Below are 21559 nucleotides of genomic sequence, written 5' to 3'. Positions count from 1 at the left end.
GCCCCTAGACCTGCACGGCGGCGTCGACGCTCCGCGCCGGCAGCCCGGTCAGGAACGCCGTCACCGCGGCTTCGTAGCCGGCCGGGTCCTGGTTCCAGCTGCGGACGTGCTCGGCCTCGGTGCGGACGTAGGTGACGAGGTCGGGCCGGGCCTCGGCGAACCGGTCCGACGACGTCATCGGGACGGTGGTGTCGCCGCTCCCGTGCACCAGCAGCACCGGGACGTCCAGCCGGTCGGCGTGCGCGACCTGGTCCATGGCCCAGACGTTGATGCCGGTGCGGGCCCGCACGACCGACGCCGCGACGGTGGCGCCGAACGACGGCACGCCGCGCAGCCGCGCCTGGTAGACGAGGATGTCCAGCCACGACAGCACCGGCGAGTCGTAGATGACGCCGGCGACGCCGTCGGAGCCCTGCGTGCGCAGGTGGTTGCCGACGATCGCGCCGCCCATCGAGTAGCCGGTCAGGACGAACTCGCGGGCGCCCTGCGCGCGGGCCCAGTCGAGGGCAGCGGCGAGGTCCTCGGACTCCGTCCAGCCCAGCCCGTACTCGCGGTGCGGACCCTCGGGCGCGCCGTCGTCGTTGCGGTAGGCGATGGACAGCTGCGGCAGCCCGAGCCGGTGCACCGTCGGGACCAGCCGGTACGCCTGGCCCCGGGTGGCGCCGCGGCCGTGGACGTGGATGAGCCAGCGGTCGCCGTCGGCCGGGACGTAGGTGGCCGGGTAGCGGCCGAGCGGGCCGTCGAACTCGACCGCCCGGGCGGCGCCGCCGGCGACGCGCGACAGGTCGCGCAGGTCGTCGGGCGCGGCGTAGTAGGCGACGCGGACCTTCGTACCGACGGCGGGCAGCTGCGGGTAGGGCTGGATGCTGCGCAGGACGTACTCGCCGCTGACGTCGATGTCGCGGCCGACGCGGGCGAAGCCGCCGGGCCATTCCAGGCCGACGACGCCGGGCTCGTCGGCGCCCGGGCCGGCCAGCGTGACGGTGGAGCCGACGACGGCGATGACCTCGACCGGGTGGTCCGGCGGCTCGGGGCGCACCTGCAGCAGCTCGTCGGCGTAGTACCAGCCGCCCGCACCGGTGGTCGCCAGGCCGGCCACGGCGACCGCGGCGGAGCCCACGGCGACCCGCAGCGGCCAGCGGCGCCCGAGCGCGGCGCCGGCGCGATCGTCGAGGGTCACGCTGGAAGTGTGACACGGCGAGGTGGACGATGAGTGACGTGCAACCCAACCGCAACGTCGTCGTGCTCGACTACGGATCCGGCAACGTCCGGTCGGCGACCCGCGCGCTGGAGAAGGTCGGCGCCAAGGTGACGCTGACGGCCGATCGCGACGCCGCGGCGAACGCCGACGGTCTCGTCGTCCCCGGTGTCGGCGCGTACGCCGCCTGCATGGCCGGCCTGCGCGCCGTCCGCGGCCACGAGGTGGTCGGACGGCGGCTGGCCGGCGGCCGGCCGGTGCTGGGCATCTGCGTCGGCATGCAGATCCTGTTCGAGCGCGGCGTCGAGCACGGCGTCGAGACCGAGGGCATGGGGGAGTGGCCGGGCACCGTCGAGCGGCTGCAGGCGCACCCGCTGCCGCACATGGGCTGGAACACCGTCGACGTGCCGCCCGGCTCCGTGCTGTTCGACGGCGTGGAGAAGGAACGGTTCTACTTCGTGCACTCCTACGGTGTCCGGCGGTGGGTGATGCCGCCGCCCGATCGGCTGAAACCGCCTCTGGTGACCACTTCGGACCACGGCGGCGACGAGTTCGTCGCCGCTGTCGAGAACGGGCCGCTGAGCGCGACGCAGTTCCACCCGGAGAAGTCCGGTGACGGGGGACTGCACCTACTCGAGAACTGGGTGAGAGGGTTGTGACGGTGACCAACTGGGACGCACGGGCCTACGACCGCGACTTCGCGTTCGTGGCCGCCTACGGTGCGGAACTGCTCGACTGGCTGCAGCCGCAGCCGGGCGAGTCCGTTCTCGACCTCGGCTGCGGCACCGGCGAGCTGACGCAGCGGCTGATCGACGCCGGCGCGCGGGTCATCGGCATCGACGCCGAGCCGGCGATGATCGAGGCCGCCCGCGAGCGACTGGGCGACGCCGCCGAGCTGCGGGTCGCCGACGCGCACGACTTCACCGTCGACGAGCCGGTCGACGCCGTCGTCTCCAACGCCGCGCTGCACTGGATGCCGGCGCAGGTCGAGGTGCTCGGCTGCGTGTCCGACGCGCTGCGCCAGGGCGGCCGGTTCGTCGCCGAGATGGGCGCCACCGGCAACGTCGCCAGCATCACCGCCGCCGTCGACCGCGCCTGCCGCGAGGCCGGGCTGCCCGACCGCACCTGGCCGTGGTTCTTCAACTCGCCGGCCGAGTACGCCGCGATCCTCGAGGACGCCGGGCTGGAGGTCCGCCAGCTCGACTTCTACGACCGGCCGACCAAGCTGACCGGCCCCGACGGCATGACGAAGTGGCTGGAGATGTTCGCGTCGTCGCAGGTCGAGGGGCTGCCGGCCGCGGTGCTGACGCGGGCTGAGGAGATCGCCCGGCCGGCGCTGTGGCACGACGACGCCTGGTGGGCCGACTACCGCCGGCTCCGGTTCCGGGCCGTCAAGCTCTGATGGCCGTCCTCGAACTGCTGCCGGCCGTCGACGTCGCCGACGGGCAGGCCGTACGCCTGGTCCAGGGCGAGGCCGGCTCCGAGACGTCCTACGGCGACCCGCTGGAGGCCGCGCTGGCCTGGCAGAGCGCCGGCGCGCCGTGGGTGCACCTGGTCGACCTCGACGCCGCGTTCGGGCGCGGCTCCAACCGCGAGCTGCTGGCGTCCGTCGTCGGGCGGCTGGACGTCGACGTCGAGCTGTCCGGCGGCATCCGCGACGACGCCTCGCTGGAGGCCGCGCTCGCGACCGGCTGCCGGCGGGTCAACCTGGGCACCGCCGCGCTGGAGGACCCGGAGTGGACGGCGTCGGCCATCGCCCGCCACGGCGACCGCGTGGCCGTCGGGCTGGACGTGCGCGGCACCACGCTGGCCGCCCGCGGCTGGACCCGCGAGGGCGGCGACCTGTGGGAGGTGCTGGAGCGGCTGGACCGCGACGGCTGCGCCCGCTACGTCGTCACCGACGTCACCAAGGACGGCACGCTGCGCGGGCCCAACCTCGACCTGCTCCGCGAGGTCTGCGCGCGGACATCTCGCCCCGTGGTCGCGTCGGGCGGGGTGTCCAGCCTGGACGACGTCGCGGCGCTGCGCTCGCTGGTGCCCATCGGGGTCGAGGGCGCGATCATCGGCAAGGCGTTGTACGCCGGGCAGTTCACGCTGGAGGAAGCCCTGAAGGTGGCGACCTCGTGAGCGTCGCCGTCCGCGTCATCCCCTGCCTGGACGTCGACGCCGGCCGCGTGGTCAAGGGCGTGAACTTCACCGACCTGCGCGACGCCGGCGACCCGGTCGAGCTGGCCGCCGCCTACGGCGCCGAGGGCGCCGACGAGCTGGTGTTCCTCGACATCACCGCGTCGTCGGACGACCGGTCCACCACGCTCGACGTCGTCTCGCGCACGGCCGAGCAGGTGTTCATCCCGCTGACGGTCGGCGGCGGCGTCCGTTCCGTCGACGACGTCGACCGGCTGCTGCGCGCGGGTGCGGACAAGGTCGGCGTCAACACCGCCGCCGTCGCCCGGCCCGAGCTGGTCGAGGAGATCGCGCACCGGTTCGGCAGCCAGGTCCTGGTGCTGTCGGTCGACGCGCGGCGCGGCGGCGGCACCGAGTCGGGGTTCGAGGTCACCACGCACGGCGGCCGCCGCGGCACCGGCATCGACGCCGTCGGCTGGGCGGCGAAGGCGGCCGAGCTGGGCGCCGGCGAGATCCTGCTGAACTCGATGGACGCCGACGGCACCAAGGACGGCTACGACCTCGAGCTGCTGCGCGCCGTGCGGGCCGTCGTCGACGTCCCGGTGATCGCCAGCGGCGGAGCGGGCGCGCTGGCCGACTTCGCGCCCGCCGTCGACGCGGGGGCCGACGCCGTGCTCGCGGCCAGCGTCTTCCACTTCGGCGACCTGCACATCGGCGAGGTCAAGACGGCGCTCGCCGAATCCGGTCATATCGTCCGCTAAGACGTTCTCAACACGTAGCGGGTCGAGTCACCACAAGAGCCGCCGATGCCGCTAAGCTGGCGCGCGTCCGCCGCGCGGCGGACCTGATTCGAATCATTTCCTGTTGTCTTTTTGCGGTGGCGCCTCTGCGCCGCCACGCCTTGAGGGGGCACACCTGTGAGGTCTCTGTCGTCTGCCCGCAGAACGTCCGCGCTGGCCGCGGGCGCCGTTCTGCTGATCGCCGCCGGCGCGCCGGCCGCGCTGGCCGCTGAGGACGCGCGCGGCTCGTCCGCACCGGTCTCGGCCAAGGGGGAGGGCGTCGGCGACCAGACCGTCGCCGACCTCGACACCGGCGGCCTGACCGCCGACGAGATCGTCCAGACGCTGGTCGGCGACGGCGTCACCGTCGACAACGTCGAGTACAACGGTAGCCCGCTGGCGGCCGGGCTGGCCGGCGGCTTCGACGACGTGTTCGGCGTCCCCGGCGGCGTCGCGCTGTCGTCCGGCTCCGTGGGCGGCGAGCGCAGCTCGATCCTCGGCCCGAACGTCGCCGACGACATGACCACCGAGCATGCCCTGCCCGGCGACGCCGACCTCGACCCACTGTCCACGTTCCCGACCACCGACGCCGCCGTGCTGGAGTTCGACTTCGTGCCGGAGACCGAGCAGATCCGGTTCGACTACATCTTCGGCTCCGACGAGTACAACGAGTACGTCGACTCGCAGTACAACGACGTCTTCGGCTTCTTCGTCAACGGTGAGAACTGCGCCGTCGTGGGCGAGGACGCCCAGCCGATCTCGATCAACACGATCAACGCCGGCAGCAACGCCGAGCTGTTCGTGGACAACGAGCTGCCCGGGGACGGCGGCGAGGCCGCCCACGCGACCGAGCTGGACGGGTTCACGACGGTGCTGACCTGCGCCGCCGACGTCACCGCGGGCGAGACCAACCACATCAAGCTGGCCGTCGCCGACGCGTCGGACCTCGCGCTCGACTCCACCGTCATCATCGCGGCCGGGACGTTCGAGGCCAACCACCCGCCGGTCGCCGACGACCAGGCCGTCGAGACCGTCGTCGACACCCCGGTCGACATCACCCTGACCGGCACCGACGAGGACGGCGACGAGCTCACCTACGAGCTGGCGTCCGAGCCCGAGAACGGCACGCTGAGCGGCGAGGCGCCGGACCTCACCTACACCCCGGCCGAGGGCTACACCGGCGACGACGCCTTCACCTTCACCGTCTCCGACGGCACCGCGACGTCCGAGCCGGCCACCGTCACCATCACCGTCGTCGAGGAGCCCACCCCGACCCCGACGCCGACCGAGACGGCCTCGCCGTCGCCGTCGCCGAGCGAGACCGGCGAGCCGCTGCCCGACACCGGCTCCGGCGACCTGGGCCTGCCGCTGGCGGCTGCCGTGCTGCTGGGGATCGTGGGACTCGCGTTCGTTTTGCGCGGACGTCGTACCACGGCCTGACGACGCTCTTCCTGTGCTGCCCGTCCTGCCAGGTTGGTGGGGCGGGCAGTGCCGCGTTCACCGGGGGTGTTGCCGAGTTGGGCGTCCCCCTGCTGCCCATGGTCTTAGCCTCGATCCGTGGACTGGCTGGCTGGTCGTTCGGTGTGGTGACGAAGAAAGTGCCTTCTGTGCAGGGAGGATCTGGATTGTCTAGGTCCTGATCGCCACTGCTGCGGAAGGCACTCTCGGTGCGACTATCTCACGTCTGGTCGAAGGCGATGCCGAGGTTCGATGACGAGAATCTCGTGTCGTGCGCGGGGCTGGTGCCGGTGATGGCCTTGGCCGAGCAGGCTGGCCTGTCCGAGCTGATCTCGTCCAAGGTCGCGGTCGGCTCGGTGAGGGTGAAGTCGGCCGGCGTGAACCCGGCGGGCAAGATCACCTCGATCGTGGCGGGGATGGCTGCCGGCGCGGACTGCATCGACGATCTGGACGTGGTCCGTTCCGGCGGGATGGGCCGGTTGTTCGGCGGCGTGTATGCGCCGGCCACGCTGGGGCAGTTCCTGCGGGAGTTCACCCATGGCCATGCCCTGCAGTTGGCCTCGGTCGCGCGGGCGCATCTGGTCGGCCTCGTCACGACGACGGGGCTGTTGCCCGGGATCGGGACTCGGGCGTTCGTCGACATCGATTCGCTGCTGCGCCCGGTCTACGGGCACGCCAAGCAGGGCGCCAGCTTCGGGCACACCAAGATCGCCGGGCGGCAGGTGCTCCGCAAGGGCCTGTCGCCGCTGGCCACCAGCATCAGTACCGAGCACGGTGCGCCGGTGGTGGCCGGGATCCGGCTACGGGCCGGGCGGGCCGGTTCCGGGAAGGGCGCGGCGACGATGGTCGCCGAGGCGATCCGGACCGCCCGCGCCGCCGGCGCGGCGGGTGAGATCCTGGTCCGCGGTGATTCGGCCTACGGCAACAGCGTCGTCGTCGGCGCCTGCGTGAGGGCGGGGGCCCGGTTCTCCGTGGCGCTGACCAAGAACCGGGCGTGTTGAATCTTTCGTGTAAGGCCGGGTGGGCCAGGATTGGTCCGGGCGTGTTTGCGTCGTGGCCGCGAGAGGATTCTTTGTGTCGGAGCAGGAGAAGGTTGTCGATTCCTCGGATGAGGCAGCTCGTCGGTTGGCGGCGGTGTTGCCGGATGAGGCGATTGATAATCTGTTGGCGGATGCCGAGTCGTCCGGGACACCGGTTGATGGTGTTCATGGGTTGTTGAATCGGTTGACGTCGAGAGTTCTGGAGCGGGCGTTGGAGACCGAGATGACCGATCATCTCGGTTATGAGCCCGGTGATCCGGCTGGGCGCGGATCGGGGAACTCCCGGAATGGGCGTTCGGCCAAAACGGTCGCGACGACGGCCGGCCCGGTGAACGTGACCGTGCCACGAGACCGGAATTCGACATTCGCCCCGCAGATCGTGCCGAAACACTCCCGGCGTGTCGGCGCGATCGAGGACATCATTCTGTCGTTGTATGCGCGCGGGCTATCGACCCGGGAGATCGAGGCGCACCTGAAGGAGATCTACGACATCAACACGTCGCCGGCGCTGATCTCCAAGATCACCGACGTGGTCGTGGACGAGATCACACTGTGGCAGAACCGGCCGGTCGACGAGGTCTACCCGATCGTCTACGTCGACGCCATCCGGATCCGGGTCCGCGACCGCGGCTCGGTCACGCTGAAGTCCGCACACCTGGTCGTGGGCGTCGACGTCGACGGGTTGAAGGACGTGCTGGGGATCTGGATCGCCGCGGAGGAGGGCGCGAAGTTCTGGGCGCACGTGCTCACGCAGCTGCGCAACCGGGGCCTGCGCGACGTCCTCATCCTGTGCTGCGACGGGCTCACCGGGCTGCCTGACGCCGCGCGCAGCGTGTTCGACAAGGTCACCGTGCAAACCTGTGTCGTGCACGTCATCCGCAACACGATGCGATTCATCTCCTACGGCGACCGGAAAAAGGTCGCCACGGCGATGCGTCACATCTACACCGCTCCCGGCGTCGCGGCGGCCGAGATCGCGTTGAAAGAATTCGAGCAGAATTTCGGGCAGCAGTATCCCGGCGCGATCGAGGTGTGGAAGAATGCGTGGAACGAGTTCATCCCGTTCCTGGATTACCCGGCCGAGCTACGCCGAATCGTCTACACGACGAACCTGATCGAATCAATCAACTACCAGCTGCGGAAGATCACCAAGACTCGCGGCCACTTCCCCGACGATGACGCCGCCATGAAGCTGCTCTTTCTCGGGATCCGTAACATCAGCCGGAAACGAGGAGGAGCATCAGGCACCGGAACCCATGGATGGAAGAAAGCACTCAACTTCCTGGTCGTGGAATTCCCAGGACGACTCACCTAGAAAAGTCACATCAAGGTAAAGGTTTGCCCTGTCTTACACGAAAAACTTGACAGGCCCCAAGAACCGTGCGGTGAGCAGGGCGATCGCGACCATCCCCGCCGACGCGTGGACACCGGTGCACTACCCCGGCGCGGTCGTCGACCCGGACACCGGGCAGTTGATCTCCGACGCCCACGTCGCCGAAGTACCGTTCACCGCGTTCGGCTCCAAGGCCAAGAAGCACCAGGTCACCGCCCGGCTGATCGTGCGCCGGGTCCGCGACCGCGCCAAGACCGATGAACTGTTCCCGGTCTGGCGGCACCACCCGTTCTTCACCGACAACACCGAACCGACCGCCGACGCGGACATCACCCACCGCGCGCACGCGATCATCGAGACCGTGTTCGCCGACCTCATCGACGGGCCGCTGGCCCACCTGCCGTCTGGCCGGTTCGCCGCGAACGCCGCCTGGGCGACCTGCGCCGCGATGACCCACAACCTGCTCCGCGCCGCCGGCACCCTGACCAGTCCGCGGCATGCCGTCGCGCGCGGCGCGACACTGCGCCGACAGATCGTCACCGTGCCCGCCCGGCTGGCCCGCCCGCAACGCCGCCGCGTGTTGCACCTGCCCACGCACTGGCCCTGGGCCCAGCAGTGGACCCGCCTCTGGAACCACGTGCTCGCCACCGGGCCACCCGCCGCGGCGGCCTGACCGTCGACCACCGCCCGCACCGGGCCCCGACCGGACACCGACACGTGGAAGAGCTGGGCAGACCAGCCGACCAGCCCTGCCCACGACCCCGATCAAGATCAACAGTCAGGAGCGAAGATCACCCGATAGCCCTTCCACGGATCGAGGCTTAGCCGCGAGGGTGCGCCTCAAGTCCGCGCCTCTGCTGTTCATTGTTCGCTGTGGTTGGGGGCTTGGACTTGACCCGCACCCTCGCGGTCTAAGTACTGGCAGCTATCAGGGGGACGGGGGAGGTGTGGCGACGGGTCGGGCGTCGATGCCGGCGGTCGTCTTCGATAGTGGCGACCGTCTTCGATGGGGCGCGAGGACGGTTTCTGCCATCGAGGACGACTTTCGCTGTGGAGGACGCCGGACGCTCACCAATCTGGGTGTGAGGCGCGTCCTGGGTGTGAGTCGCGGTTTCGGGCGCGAAACGGGTGTTTAGCGCGACTCAGACCCAGGACGCGCCTCAGACCCAGGAAGCCAACCACGCAAAGTCGGGCGAACTGCACGAATCCGGCGGGCTGTGCCCGGTTCTTCCCCGTCCCCCTGATAGCTGCCGGTTCTTAGGCCGCGGGCCCGCGGGTCAAGCGGTCCCGTCGGCGCGAAGCGCCTCCATAGTCCGCTTGAGGCGCGGGTGCGCGGCTGAGAAAATGGGCAGCAGGGGGACGGCCAACTCGGCAAAACCGCCGGCGAACGTCTCATCTCGCGCCCCGCTCGTGACTGGAAACCGATTACAGGTGTGTCGGCGGCTGTTGGTACCGTACAAAGCCGGGCACCCCACGGATTTCGCGCGAGCGGTCGATCACGCCTGCGCTCTGTCGGGGGCAGTCGGAGCGCAGAGAGCGAGTGACGTGAGGGACGAGCGGCAGGCCACCCTGCGCGAGGGGGTCCGGATCCTCGTCCGGGCCATGCGCGACGAGCCGGTCATCCTGGGTATCGCGGTCGCGGGCAGCGCGGTGTACGGGTTCGCGACGGTGGCGGCCGCCGAGGTCATCGGGCGGGTCACCGACCGCGTGGTGGTGCCGGCGTTCCGCGACGGCGAGACGACGACGGGCGCGCTGGTGTTGGCGGCGCTTGCGATCATGGTGACGTCGCTGGTCAAGGCCGGCGGCATCGTGGTGCGCCGGTACTTCGCCGGGCTCGGCCAGTACCGCCTCAACGCAAGGTACCGGCGCCAGGTCAGCCGCCAGTACCTGAAGCTCCCGCTGTCGTGGCACCACCAGCATTCCACCGGCAAGCTGCTGTCCAACGCGAATGCCGACGTCGAGTCGTCGTTCTGGCCCATCGCGCCGCTGCCGTTCGCGCTGGGCGTCATCGTCATGCTGGCGTTCGCGCTGGTGTCGATGTTCCTGGCCGACCCGTTGCTGGCGGTGGTCGGCGCGCTGCTGTTCCCGGCCGTGCTGCTGCTCAACTTCGTCTACCAACGCCGGCTGTCGCCGCTGGCCACGCGCGCGCAGGCGCTGCGGGCCGAGCTGTCCGGGGTGGCGCACGAATCCTTCGACGGCGCCATGGTGGTCAAGGCGCTGGGCCGCGAGGCCGCCGAGACCGCCCGGTTCGCCAAGGTCGCCGGCCAGTTGCGCGACGCCAACGCGGCGGTCGGCCGGGTGCGCGGCGCGTTCGACCCGATGCTCGACGCGCTGCCGAACCTCGGCGTGCTGGCGGTGCTGCTCATCGGCTCGGTCCGGGTGGCCGACGGCTCGCTGGCGGCCGGCACGCTCGTCCAGGTCGCCTACCTGCTCACCATCACCGCGTTCCCGATCCGCGCCATCGGCTTCGTGCTCGGCGAACTGCCGCGCGCCAGCGTCGGCTGGCGGCGGGTGCAGGCGGTGCTCGACGCCAAGGGGGCGCTGCCGCACGGCACCGACCGGCTCACGCCGGCGAACGGCGACGGCGGCAACGGCGCGGCGCACCTCGGCCTCGACGACGTCGGCTACTCCTACGTCGAGGGCACGCCGGTGCTCGACGGCGTCCACCTCGACGTCGAGCCGGGCCGCACGGTCGCCGTCGTCGGCGCGACCGGGTCGGGCAAGTCGACGCTGGCCAGCCTGCTGGTCCGGCTGGTCGACCCGGTCAGCGGGGCGGTGCTGCTCGACGGCATGGACCTGCGCCAGCTCGAACCCGGCCAGGTCGCCGGCGCCGTGTCGCTGGTGTTCCAGCAGCCGTTCATCTTCGAGGACAGCGTCCGCGACAACGTCACGCTCGGCCTGGCGGCGCCTGACGAGGATGTCTGGGCGGCGCTGCGGCTGGCCCAGGGCGACCGCTTCGTGCACGACCTCGACGGTGAGCTCGACGCCCACATCGGCGAGCGCGGCGCGACGCTGTCCGGCGGGCAGCGGCAGCGGCTGGCGCTGGCCCGCGCGCTGGTCCGCAAGCCGCGGCTGCTCGTCCTCGACGACGCCACCAGCGCGGTCGACCCCGAGGTCGAGCGGCGCATCCTGGCCGGGCTGCGCGACGCTGCGCTGCCGTCGACCGTCGTCGTGGTCGCGTACCGGCGTGCCACCATCGCGCTGGCCGACGAGGTCGTCTTCGTCGAGGACGGCCGGGTGTCCGCGCGCGGCACCCACCGGGAGCTGCTGACCACGTCGCCCGGTTACCGCGACCTCATCACCGCCTACGAGCGCGACGCCGCCGAGCGGGCCATGGCCGGCGCCAACCCGAAGGACCAGTCATGAGCCCAGTAGCCGGCCCAGGATCGCGCCTCGGCGAGGTCCGCTCCGGCACCGCATGGTCGACGTTCCGGCGCGGCCTCGCGCTGTCGCCCGAGATCACCCAGGGCCTGCGGGTGACGCTGCTGCTCGCGCTCTTCGCCACCGCCGGGCGCGTCGTGGTGCCGATCGCCGTCCAGCAGACCATCGACGACGGCCTCAACGCCGGCGGCGGCCCCGACCTCGGCTACGTCCGCTGGATGGTCGGGCTGGCCGCGGTAGGCGTCGTCATCACCGTCATCGCCGCCTACCTGATGAACCGGCGCATCTTCCGCGCCAGCGAGGCGGGCCTCGCCACGCTGCGGACCAAGGCGTTCCGGCACGTCCACGATCTCTCCGTGCTGACCCAGGACACCGAGCGGCGCGGGTCGCTGGTTTCGCGGGTCACCAGCGACGTCGACACCATCTCGCAGTTCGTCCAGTGGGGCGGGCTGATCATGCTGGTCAGCATCGGCCAGCTGATCATCGCGACCATCGTCATGGCCGTGTACTCGTGGCAGCTGACGCTGCTGGTCTGGGTCTGCTTCCTGCCGCTGTTCCTGGCGCTGCGGACGTTCCAGCGCATGCTGTCGTCGGCGTACATGGTGGTGCGCGAGCGGGTCGGCGGCATGCTCGGCGCCATTTCCGAGTCCGTCGTCGGCGCCCAGGCGGTCCGGGCGTACGCCGTCGAGGGCCGCACCCAGCAGCGCATCGACGACGCCGTCGAGTCGCACCGGGTCGCGGCCAGCCGGGCGCAGCGGCTCGCGGCGTCGGCGTTCTCCACCGGCGAGGTGGTGGCCGGGCTGACCAACGCCGCCATCGTCGTGGTCGGCGTGCTGCTCGGCGTCGCCGGCGACATCACGATCGGCAAGCTGATCGCGTTCCTGTTCCTCGTCACGCTGTTCGTCGCGCCGGTCCAGGTAGGCACCGAGGTGCTCAGCGAGGCGCAGAACGCCATCGCCGGCTGGCGGCGGGTGCTCGGCATCCTCGACACCCCGGCCGACGTCGCCGACCCGGGTGAGGACGGCGTCCGGCTGCCCCGCGGTCCCATCGACGTCCGGTTCGAGTGCGTGTCCTACGCCTACCCGAGCGGGCCGACGGTGCTGCACGACGTCGACGTCGCGATCGCCCGGCACACCCGGGTCGCGGTGGTGGGCGAGACCGGCTCCGGGAAGACGACGTTCGCCAAGCTGCTCACCCGCCTGATGGACCCGGTACAGGGCAAGGTGATGATCGACGGCACCGACCTGCGCGACGTGCGGTTCGCGTCGCTGCGCGACCGGGTCGTCATGGTGCCGCAGGAGGGGTTCCTGTTCGACGACACCCTCGCGGCCAACCTGCGCTACGGCAAGCCCGAGGCGTCCGACGAGGAGCTGCTGCTCGCCGTCACCGAGCTGGGGCTGGGGGACTGGCTGGACTCGCTGGCCTACGGGCTGGAGACGCCGGTCGGGCAGCGCGGCGAGTCGCTGTCGGCGGGCGAGCGGCAGCTGGTGGCGCTGGCCCGCGCGTACCTCTCCGACCCCGACCTGCTGGTCCTCGACGAGGCCACGAGCGCGGTCGACCCGGCGACGGAGGTGCGGCTGGCGCGGGCGCTCGAGGGCATCTCCCGCGGCCGGACGTCGGTGACCATCGCGCACCGGCTGTCCACCGCCGAGGCCGCCGACGAGGTGTTCGTGTTCGATCGCGGCCGGCTCGTGGAGTCCGGTCCGCACGTGGAGCTGGTCGAGAAGGGCGGCGTGTACGCCGCCCTGCACGCGGCCTGGATCAGCCAGTCGCGCTGATCCAGGCCGCGACGTAACCTCAGCGGTTGGCACCCTCGAGGGTGCCGGTCACCGGGCCGGCCGGGTCGTACACGGTGCAGACGAGCTCGCGGTCGCCCTGCGCCCACGACTCCTCGGTCGGCTCCAGCCACTGGATGTCCAGAACCGACTCGTTGTAGTCCATGCCGACGAACGTCATGAACTCGCCGACGCAGTCGGTCTCGACCTGCGTCTGGAAGGCCTCGCCGCCCGGGAAGTCGCCGTCCGGGACCTCGAAGACCGCGAACACCTCCTGGTCGTGCTCCTCCTCGCAGGGGATGACGGTCAGCTCCTCGACCTGCTCCTCAGCGTTGAAGCTGCTGATGCAGTCGCCCAGGCCGACGTCGAAGACGTTCTGGGTCTCACCCTCGGGGGCCTCGGTCTCGTCCTCCTCAGCCGGGGTGTCCTCCTCGGCCGGGGTGTCGTCCTCGGCGGGGGTGTCCTCCTCAGCAGGAGTCTCCTCGCTGGTGGTGGTCGAGTCGTCGCCGGCGTTGTCGTCCGACGAGTCGTCGCCACAGGCGCTCAGGCTCAGTGCCGCGACGGCGGCCAGCGCCGTGACAGCAGTACGAATCGTGGTCCGCACGATCATTGTCTCCTTCAGGTTGTACACGCCGATGGCACGGCGCATTGCGCCGTCGCCCGCTCGGACGGGCGACGGAGTTCATGGGGGGTCAGCATTCGAGCCTCAGCGGTTCGCGCCCTGCAGCGAACCCGTGACCGGGCCGGCGGGGTCGTTGACGAGGCAGACCAGCTCGCGGTCGCCCTGGTCCCACGATTCGGTGGTGGGCTGCAGCCAGGTGAAGTCGAGCGCCGACTCCGCGTAGGGGAGCCCGACGTAGGTCTCGAACTCGGCGGTGCAGACCTCTTCGGCCTGCGCACGGAGGTCGTCGTCGCTCGGCAGCTCGCCGTCGGGGACCTCGGCCGTCGCGTAGATCTCCTGCGCGTGCTCCTGGTCGCACGGGACGACGGAGACGTCCGTGACCTGCTCGGAGTCGCCGAAGTCACCGAGGCAGTCGCCGGCCCGCACGTCGAACACGTCGGCACCCGCGGATTCGGTGATGTTGCCCGACGGGTCGCGCTGCGGCTCGTCGCCGTCGTCTGAGCAACCGGCCAGCAGCAGGACCGCGGCCACAGCGGCCGACGCCGCCGCGGCAACGCGGGACGTGCGTGCCACGAGAATGCTCCTTCGTCAAGAGGTCGGTACCGTGTGGTACCCAACCACGGCACCTTAATTGGTCATCGTCTCGTCCACGATGCGATACCGAAGATCCGGCCGCGTGTCGTTCCCGCGGGAGCGGTCGGAGACAATGGGGAGATGCCCGGTCTCGACCCCACCGTAGCCGCCCGGTTGAAGCTCACGCCCGACGGCCTGCTGCCCGCCGTCGTCCAGCAGCACGACACCGGCGAGGTGCTCATGCTGGCCTGGATGGACGCCGAGGCGCTGCATCGCACGCTCACCACCGGCCGGGCCACGTACTGGAGCCGCAGCCGCGGCCGTCACTGGGTGAAGGGCGAGACGTCCGGCAACCGGCAGTGGGTGCGCGAGGTGCGCCTCGACTGCGACGGCGACACGCTGCTGCTCCAGGTCGACCAGGAGGGCCCGGCCTGCCACACCGGCACCCGCACCTGCTTCGACGACGGCCTGCTCGACTCCGTCACCGGGACGGCGGCATGACCGGCGGGCTCCCGGTCGAGCCCGACCTCGCGACCTTCCGGGTGCTGGCCAAGGAGCACCGGGTCATCCCCGTCGTGCGGCGGCTGCTGGCCGACGGCGAGACCCCGGTCGGCGTCTACCGCAAGCTGGCCGCCGACCGTCCCGGAACCTTCCTGCTCGAGTCCGCCGAGCACGGCGGTGTGTGGTCGCGCTACTCGTTCGTCGGCGCGCGGTCGGCGGCGGTGCTCAGCGAGCGCGACGGCCAGGCCGTCTGGCACGGCGCCCCGCCCGTGGGGCTGCCGTCCGGCGGCGACCCGTGGGCGGCGCTGCGCGGCACGATGCGCGCGCTGAAGAGCCGGCGGCTGCCCGGCCTGCCGCCGCTCACCGGCGGTCTGGTCGGGTTCGTCTCCTACGACGCGGTGCGGCGGCTGGAGCGGCTGCCGTCGACGACCATCGACGATCTCCAGCTGCCCGACATGTCCTTCCTGCTGGCCACCGACGTCGCCGTCCTCGACCACGACGACGGCACCATCCTGCTGGTCGCCAACGCCGTCAACTGGGACGACAGCGACGAACGGGTCGACCAGGCGTGGACCGACGCCGTCGAGCGGCTGGACCGCATGACCGCCGAGCTGGCCCGGCCGACGCCGTCGTCGGTCGCCTCGTACGACCCCGGCACGCCGCCGCGGCACGACTGCCGCACCACGAAGCCCGACTTCCTCGCCGCGGTCGAGCGGGCCAAGGAGGAGATCCGGGCCGGCGAGGCGTTCCAGATCGTGCTCTCGCAGCGGTTCCAGACCCCGACGACGGCCGACGCCCTCGACGTCTACCGGGTGCTGCGCCGCGACAACCCGAGCCCGTACATGTACCTCGTCCGCCTGCCCGGGCCGGACGGCGACGGCGAGGGCGCCTACTCCGTCGTCGGGTCCAGCCCGGAGGCGCTGGTCAAGGTCAACGGCGACCGCGCCATGACGCACCCGATCGCCGGTACGCGGTGGCGCGGCGAGACCCCGGAGGCCGACGCCGCGCTGGCCGACAAGCTGCTCGCCGACCCCAAGGAGCGGGCCGAGCACCTCATGCTGGTCGACCTGTCCCGCAACGACCTCGGCCGGGTCTGCGCGCCCGGCACCGTCGAGGTGGTCGACTTCATGACGGTGCGCCGCTACAGCCACGTCATGCACATCGAGTCGACGGTGGTCGGCCGGCTGCGCGACGACCAGGAGGCGCTCGACGTGCTGGCCGCGTGCTTCCCGGCCGGCACGCTCTCCGGTGCGCCGAAGGTCCGGGCCATGGAGATCATCGACGACCTCGAGCCGGTCCGCCGCGGGGTCTACGGCGGCGTCGTCGGCTACCTCGACTTCGCCGGCGACCTCGACGTCGCGATCGCCATCCGCACCGCGCTGATCCGCGACGGCGTCGGTTACGTCCAGGCCGGCGCGGGCATCGTCGCCGACTCCGACCCCGAAGCGGAGTGGACCGAGTCGCGCAACAAGGCCGCGGCGGCGCTGCGCGCCATTGCGGTCGCCGAGACGATGCGGCCGGTGCGATGAACCTGGAGGCCCGCCGCGAGTACTTCGGCGCGCTGCTCCTCCTGGCCGCCGGCGGCGTCCTCGGATTGGTGGCGGCGTCGCGTTCGTGGGGGACCGCCGAGCAGTCGTCGTCACTCTCCGTGACGACGGAGCCGGTGTCCGGCTCGGATCTGCTGCCGCTCGCGCCCGCCGTGGCGCTCGTGGCGCTGGCGGCCGTCGTGGCGGTCCCCGCGGTCCGGCGGCTGGGCCGGCGCGTCGTCGGGGGCGTCCTGGCCGTGCTGGGCGCCGTCCAGGCCGTCATGGCCGCCGTCGTGCTGCCGGACCTCGACGGACGGGTGTCCGACTGGCTGGCGACCGGCCCCGAGGCCACCGGCCCGGCCGAGTCCGTCTCCACCTCGCCCGCCTGGGCCGTCGCCGTCGTCCTGGCCGGCCTGCTGGTCACGGTGGCCGGCCTGCTGGTCGCCGTCCGCGGTCCGTCGTGGCCGTCCATGGGCGCCCGGTACGAGCGATCCGGCGGCCGCGGGCGGCGGCCCGCCGCTGAGCCCGCCAAGAAGCCAGCCGAAGGCAACCGCGCCACCTGGGACGCCCTCGACCGCGGCGACGACCCGACGTCCTGACACGGGCAGGCGCCATGCCGTGATCAAGAGGGAGTTGTCCCCGCGCTGGCAGGGAGAACGCCCTCTTGATCAAGGAAACGGGGCGTGAGTTCGGGTGGTGCGTATAGGTGCTCATTGCAAAAGGGCATGGAATGGACCTGCGGGGCGGGCCAGAACCGAGGTCGGCCGACCGGCGACGGCGATCATCCGGCACAATGAGCGGTGAGGACGCCGCGACGACAGGAGACGTGACCGAAGATGGCGCACAACGAGCACGGCCACACCCCGGCGGCCTGGACCACGGTCATCCTGATCCTGGCCGGTTTCGTGGTCGGTTGCATCGCCGTCATCCTGCTCAACTGGCCGCTGTTCTGGTTCGGCGGCGTCGGCCTCGTCGTGGTCGCCGGCATCGTCGGCAAGGTCATGCAGATGATGGGCCTCGGGCAGCGCGACCCGCAGGCCGCCCAGCCCCAGCACCAGCCCGCCACCGTGACGGGCGAGGACAGCATCGGGTAGGCCATGACGCGCGCCGGCAGGACGACGTCGGACCGGACCCGGGCGGGCCCGCCGGTCGTCTCCGTCGCCGGTGTGACGCTGGACGTCGACCATCGCCTGATGGCGACGCCGGGCGGCCGCGAGGTTGTGCTGACGCCGTTGCAGGCCGCGTTGCTGGCCCATCTCATGGACCGGCCGGGCCGCGTCTGCACGCGCGAAGAGCTGATGTGCCAGGCGCTGGGCTACCCCGTGCCGGTCGGCAGCCGCACTGTCGACGTGCACGTCGCGACGCTGCGCGGCAAGCTGGAGGGTGCGTTGACGATCCGCTCCGTCCGTGGCGTCGGGTACGCCCTCGACCCCGTCCCGAGGGTGTGAGCACATGATCGTCGAGCGCCCTTCACCGGGGGTATGTCGAGAGCACTCATCACTCGCCGTTACTCTGGACCATCCGGGTCGGCCGATCCGGTGGGGCGGCACCGGCGAGGGGCGGAGATGAGCGTTCTCGAAGAGATCATCGACGGGGTGCGCGCTGACCTGGCCGAACGAGAGGGCCGTTGCCCTCTCGATCAGCTGAAGGAGATGGCGGCCAAGCAGCCGCCGGCACGTGATCCGCTGCCGTTGCTCCGTTCGCCGGGTGTGTCGGTCATCGCGGAGGTGAAACGGTCGAGCCCGTCGCGCGGTTCCCTGGCCGAGATCGCCGACCCCGCTGCCCTCGCCGTCGACTACGAGTCCGGCGGCGCCGCGGCCATCAGCGTGCTCACCGAGCAGCGCCGGTTCGGCGGCACCCTCGACGACCTCAAGACCGTCCGGGCCGCCGTCGACGTGCCGGTGCTGCGCAAGGACTTCATCGTCACCAGCTACCAGCTGTGGGAGGCGCGGGCCTACGGCGCCGACCTCGCGCTGCTGATCGTCGCCGCGCTCGAGCAGATCGCGCTGGTGAGCCTCATCGAGCGGGCCGAGTCCATCGGGCTGACGCCGCTGGTCGAGGCGCACACGGCCGACGAGGTGGCGCGGGCGGCCGACGGCGGCGCGAAGCTCGTCGGCATCAACGCCCGCGACCTCAAGACCCTCGAGGTCGACACCACGACGTTCGAGCGGCTGGCCCCGCTGGTCCCGGACGGCATCGTGAAGATCGCCGAGTCCGGGGTGAAGTCGCCGCGCGACGTCATCGACCTCGCCCGCGCCGGTGCCGACGCCGTTCTGGTCGGCGAGACCCTGGTGACCGGCAAGGACCCCAGGGCCGCCGTCGCCGACCTCGTCGCCGCCGGCGCCCACCCCGCGCTCAACCGGGGCAGCCGCCAGGGCTGAGTTGAGCTAGGTCCGGACCCGCAGGCCGTCGGTGACCCGCTGGTCGGTCGACACCACGGGCGACTCCGAGCGCACCCAGGGGTCGCCGCCGAAGTACGTCGCGAAGATCTTCTCCGCGGTCCGGGTGGCCAGCGCCTGCGACGTCAGCGTCGGGTTGGGGCCGCCCAGCGCGTTGGCCAGCGCCGAGTTGTCGGCGACGAACAGCCGCTTCACCCAGCGCGCCTCCGCGTTCGCGTCCAGCACGGAGTCGGCCTCCGAGGCGCCCATCCGCATCGACGACTGCACGTGCAGCAGCAGCGGCGGCCAGTCGACGCGGACGACCTTGCGAGCGCCGGCCGCGCGCAGCGCCTCCGCCGCCCGCCGCGCGACGAACTCGCGGTTGCGCAGCGTCCGCGCCGACCGCTTGCGCTGCTTGAACGTCACCTTCGGCACCGGGCCGTGCTCGTCGGCCGGCAATGCGGACAGCGTGACGCGGTTCTGCGCCTCGACGTCGTCGTCGGTGATGACGAGGATGTTCAGCAGCCGGTCGACGCCGTTCATCAGGGCGTCCTTGAGCTCCGGGCCGATCATCCGGCCGGCCGCGCCGTCCCACGGACCCTCCGGCCCGCGGCCGTTGCCGTAGTGGCCGCGGATGCCGCTGTCGGAGAAGACGGCGGCGAACTGCTGCAGGCCAGGCGTGAGCCCGACGTTCTCCATGCCGCCGCGGCCGGGGAACTCCGCCCGCGCCGCCGACGCCGCGCCGCGGCTGGAGCCGGTGTCCTCGTCGAACAGGCCGATGACCCAGTCGAAGAAGTGGTCGGTGTAGCCGCGGCCGACCCAGTCGTTCGGGTTCGGCAGCCGGCTGTTCAGCCACAGCCGCGGGCTCTCGGTGCAGCCGGCGGCCAGCACGACGACGCGGGCGTCCTCGCGGTGCGTCTCGCCGCTCGCACCGTCTCGCCAGGTCACGCCGGACGCGATCGTCTCGCCGCCCTGCTCGGAGGTGTGGATGCGGGTCACGACGGCGTCCGCGATCAGCTCCGCGGGCCGGCCGCCCGTGGCCCACTCGGGCGCCGTCAGCGCCATCGGCACGTAGCTGTTGTCGGTGGACCGCTTGGCCGCCAGGTTCCGCGGCGCGCCGGCCGGCTTGCTGCAGCCCTGCATGCAGTAGCCGCAGAACGTGCAGCCGGTCGCCTGCGGGAACCGCAGCCGCGGGTCGTCGCGGCCCGTCACCTTGCCGGCGAACCCGCCGGGCTGCAGGATCGCGTTCTCCTGCGGCCGGAACGAGTCCTCCGTCGTCGTCTTGGTCGTCTGCACCGGCAGCCCGATGCCCTCGCAGCCGCGGAAGAACACCTGCTCCTTGGTGCCCATGGCCGCGGTCTGCACCGGCAGCGTCGCTTCGACCCACTCGAAGTACGGCACCAGCTCCTCGTAGGGGAACGGGAACAGGTGGCCGGTGTCGTAGGCGTCGCGGTCCGCGCCGTCGTAGCCCTGGAACACGCCGGGGTAGGCGCGCGGGCAGTTGCCGAAGTAGTGCTGCGTCGTGCCGCCGACGCCGGACAGCTGCCAGATGAACGAGTTCTGCGGTGTCTCGCGGTACCACGCCGGGCCCTCGCGGTCGGCGGGGCCGAACCGCAGGAACCCGGTGAGCGGGTTGTTGGCGTCGTTCTCGTAGTGCGTCCACTCGCGGTCCGGGTCGGCGTGCCGCGGCCCGGCCTCCAGGATCAGCACGTCCAGGCCGCGGGCGGCCAGCTCCTTCGCGACGACGGGGCCTCCGCCGCCCGCGCCGATGACGATGACGTCGCGCATCAGGCCTCCACCTCGGTGCGTCCCTCGTAGTAGCCGATGAAGTCGTCCCAGCCGTCGACGACGCCGTCGGGCTGGTAGCCGGACAGCTGCCAGCCGACCGGCCGGTCGGTCAGCTCGCGGGCCGCGCCGTCGTACACGCCCCACTCGTTGTAGGAGCCGAACGTGGAGAACTCGAGCAGCGCGCCGGCTAGGAACCGCAGCAGGCCGCTGATCGACGAGCGCAGCGGCTCGGGCAACCCGGCGTCCAGCAGCGCGACGAGGTCGGCGTCGGGCCCCTCCAGCAGCTCGAACGCCCGGCACTTCTCCTCCAGCGAGAGCCGCGCGAACGGGGACAGGAAGGGCCCGTTCAGCGCCAGCGGGTTCACCTGGGTCGCGACGACGTTCAGCAACAGCGCCACGACCAGCGACAGCGGCAGCGTCTCGTCGTTCTCCAGCAGCTCCTGCAGCACCTGGTCCAGCGTCCACACCGGCGGGAACAGCGGCGGCAGCAGCCCGGGCGGCAGCGGCAGGCCGATGTCGTCGACAGCGGTCGACAGCGCGGCGGCCAGGGGAGTGGCCAGCTGGTCGGGGAACGGCACGAACCCGTCCAGCGAGGCGATCATGAAGTCGTCGCCGCGCGCCTCCAGCGCGCCCGGCTCGTCGCGCGGCGTGCCCTGGGCGCGCGAGTAGGCGTCCGGGCCGGGGCAGACCATGACGACCAGGCCGCGGATGGTGTCGCGGGACAGCTCGGCGAGGACCGGCCGGAGCAGGCCGACCAGCGGGGACAGCGCCGACGGCGACGCGGCCGCGGACGGTGCGGCCAGCGCGGGGATCGCGGCGGCCGCGCCGAGCACCCCCATCCGGGCGAGGAACGCGCGACGGCCGAGGTCGCGGGCGGGCACGGGCATGGGGCCTCTTCACGGTCGACGTTGACGGTTACCCCTGGGTAACGTGCGCTGGAACGTAACGACGGCGCTGACGCAGCGTCAAGCGGTTCGGCAAAACCGAACGCGATTGGGGACGTGTCCACCCGCTGCGATACCGTCTCGGGTGACGGCGCACGTCTGCGCTCTCGTCACCTGTCAGCCATCTGAAGCAACGCAG

General features: G+C 71.7%; 19 protein-coding genes and 2 pseudogenes. 16 read left to right on the top strand and 5 right to left on the bottom strand.

Annotated elements, in window-relative coordinates; translation table 11 throughout:
* Positions 1–4: 4 nt before the first annotated feature.
* Positions 5–1180 (bottom strand): alpha/beta hydrolase, encoded by a 1176-nt coding sequence (locus tag BLV05_RS24670; protein ID WP_052762276.1) that lies wholly within the window; start codon positions 1178–1180, stop codon positions 5–7.
* A gap of 29 nt (positions 1181–1209) precedes the next feature.
* Here BLV05_RS24670 and hisH point away from each other — a divergent pair, with 29 nt between their 5' ends.
* The 10 genes and pseudogenes from hisH to BLV05_RS24620 all read left to right on the top strand — a co-directional run bounded on the left by hisH (position 1210) and on the right by BLV05_RS24620 (position 13091).
* Positions 1210–1857 carry an imidazole glycerol phosphate synthase subunit HisH gene (gene hisH / locus BLV05_RS24665; RefSeq protein WP_046767701.1) on the top strand — a complete coding sequence of 216 codons (648 nt, stop codon included), beginning with the start codon at positions 1210–1212 and terminating at the stop codon, positions 1855–1857.
* 2 nt (positions 1858–1859) lie between these two features.
* Positions 1860–2600 (top strand): class I SAM-dependent methyltransferase, encoded by a 741-nt coding sequence (locus BLV05_RS24660; protein WP_152690648.1) that lies wholly within the window; start codon positions 1860–1862, stop codon positions 2598–2600.
* Positions 2600–3325: a bifunctional 1-(5-phosphoribosyl)-5-((5-phosphoribosylamino)methylideneamino)imidazole-4-carboxamide isomerase/phosphoribosylanthranilate isomerase PriA gene (priA, locus tag BLV05_RS24655; protein WP_046767703.1), complete on the top strand. Its 726-nt coding sequence runs from the start codon at positions 2600–2602 to the stop codon at positions 3323–3325. Before BLV05_RS24660 ends, priA begins: the two co-directional genes overlap by 1 nt.
* Positions 3322–4083, top strand: a complete 762-nt coding sequence (hisF, locus tag BLV05_RS24650; RefSeq protein ID WP_046767704.1) for an imidazole glycerol phosphate synthase subunit HisF — start codon at positions 3322–3324, stop codon at positions 4081–4083. Before priA ends, hisF begins: the two co-directional genes overlap by 4 nt.
* A gap of 156 nt (positions 4084–4239) precedes the next feature.
* The gene (locus tag BLV05_RS24645) at positions 4240–5541 is read left to right on the top strand and encodes a choice-of-anchor L domain-containing protein (RefSeq protein WP_052762277.1); all 1302 of its coding nucleotides are present in this window, start codon (positions 4240–4242) and stop codon (positions 5539–5541) included.
* A 227-nt stretch (positions 5542–5768) separates the two neighbouring features.
* Positions 5769–6554, top strand: a pseudogene (locus tag BLV05_RS24640) (transposase); the annotation flags it as partial.
* 130 nt (positions 6555–6684) lie between these two features.
* On the top strand, positions 6685–7914 hold the full coding sequence (locus tag BLV05_RS24635) for an IS256 family transposase (protein WP_083421475.1): 1230 nt from the start codon (positions 6685–6687) through the stop codon (positions 7912–7914).
* A gap of 58 nt (positions 7915–7972) precedes the next feature.
* Positions 7973–8605 (top strand): annotated as a pseudogene (locus BLV05_RS24630) (IS1380 family transposase); the annotation flags it as partial.
* A 929-nt stretch (positions 8606–9534) separates the two neighbouring features.
* Positions 9535–11298 (top strand): ABC transporter ATP-binding protein, encoded by a 1764-nt coding sequence (locus BLV05_RS24625; RefSeq protein WP_052763219.1) that lies wholly within the window; start codon positions 9535–9537, stop codon positions 11296–11298.
* Positions 11295–13091 carry an ABC transporter ATP-binding protein gene (locus BLV05_RS24620; protein ID WP_046773003.1) on the top strand — a complete coding sequence of 599 codons (1797 nt, stop codon included), beginning with the start codon at positions 11295–11297 and terminating at the stop codon, positions 13089–13091. Before BLV05_RS24625 ends, BLV05_RS24620 begins: the two co-directional genes overlap by 4 nt.
* Positions 13092–13110: 19 nt before the next feature.
* On the opposite strand, the gene BLV05_RS24615 is transcribed toward BLV05_RS24620, so the two are convergent.
* On the bottom strand, positions 13111–13692 hold the full coding sequence (locus BLV05_RS24615; RefSeq protein WP_160312845.1) for a septum formation family protein: 582 nt from the start codon (positions 13690–13692) through the stop codon (positions 13111–13113).
* Between the two features lie 102 nt (positions 13693–13794).
* Positions 13795–14283: a septum formation family protein gene (locus BLV05_RS24610; protein ID WP_160312846.1), complete on the bottom strand. Its 489-nt coding sequence runs from the start codon at positions 14281–14283 to the stop codon at positions 13795–13797.
* 141 nt (positions 14284–14424) lie between these two features.
* On the opposite strand from BLV05_RS24610, the gene hisI reads away from it, so the two are divergent.
* The 6 genes from hisI (at position 14425) to trpC (ending at position 18691) form a co-directional block, all read left to right on the top strand.
* On the top strand, positions 14425–14784 hold the full coding sequence (gene hisI, locus BLV05_RS24605) for a phosphoribosyl-AMP cyclohydrolase (RefSeq protein ID WP_046773005.1): 360 nt from the start codon (positions 14425–14427) through the stop codon (positions 14782–14784).
* Positions 14781–16313 carry an anthranilate synthase component I gene (locus BLV05_RS24600; RefSeq protein ID WP_046773006.1) on the top strand — a complete coding sequence of 511 codons (1533 nt, stop codon included), beginning with the start codon at positions 14781–14783 and terminating at the stop codon, positions 16311–16313. The genes hisI and BLV05_RS24600 overlap by 4 nt, the downstream gene beginning before the upstream one ends.
* The gene (locus tag BLV05_RS24595) at positions 16310–16909 is read left to right on the top strand and encodes a TIGR02234 family membrane protein (RefSeq protein WP_046773007.1); all 600 of its coding nucleotides are present in this window, start codon (positions 16310–16312) and stop codon (positions 16907–16909) included. The genes BLV05_RS24600 and BLV05_RS24595 overlap by 4 nt, the downstream gene beginning before the upstream one ends.
* Positions 16910–17146: 237 nt before the next feature.
* The gene (locus tag BLV05_RS24590) at positions 17147–17404 is read left to right on the top strand and encodes an HGxxPAAW family protein (protein WP_046773008.1); all 258 of its coding nucleotides are present in this window, start codon (positions 17147–17149) and stop codon (positions 17402–17404) included.
* 3 nt (positions 17405–17407) lie between these two features.
* Entirely contained in the window at positions 17408–17758 is a 351-nt protein-coding gene (locus BLV05_RS24585; RefSeq protein WP_052763216.1) for a winged helix-turn-helix domain-containing protein, read from the top strand.
* Between the two features lie 117 nt (positions 17759–17875).
* Positions 17876–18691 (top strand): indole-3-glycerol phosphate synthase TrpC, encoded by an 816-nt coding sequence (gene trpC, locus BLV05_RS24580; RefSeq protein WP_046773009.1) that lies wholly within the window; start codon positions 17876–17878, stop codon positions 18689–18691.
* 6 nt (positions 18692–18697) lie between these two features.
* Here the strand turns inward: trpC and BLV05_RS24575 are convergent, their stop codons facing one another.
* Positions 18698–20476 (bottom strand): GMC family oxidoreductase N-terminal domain-containing protein, encoded by a 1779-nt coding sequence (locus BLV05_RS24575; RefSeq protein WP_046773010.1) that lies wholly within the window; start codon positions 20474–20476, stop codon positions 18698–18700.
* Positions 20476–21363, bottom strand: a complete 888-nt coding sequence (locus tag BLV05_RS24570) for a hypothetical protein (RefSeq protein ID WP_046773011.1) — start codon at positions 21361–21363, stop codon at positions 20476–20478. Before BLV05_RS24570 ends, BLV05_RS24575 begins: the two co-directional genes overlap by 1 nt.
* Positions 21364–21559 lie beyond the last annotated feature (196 nt).

Source organism: Jiangella alkaliphila (assembly GCF_900105925.1).
Lineage (GTDB): Bacteria > Actinomycetota > Actinomycetes > Jiangellales > Jiangellaceae > Jiangella > Jiangella alkaliphila.
Note: the sequence above shows the minus strand (reverse complement) of the source record. Positions and strands in the feature narration are given on the sequence as shown.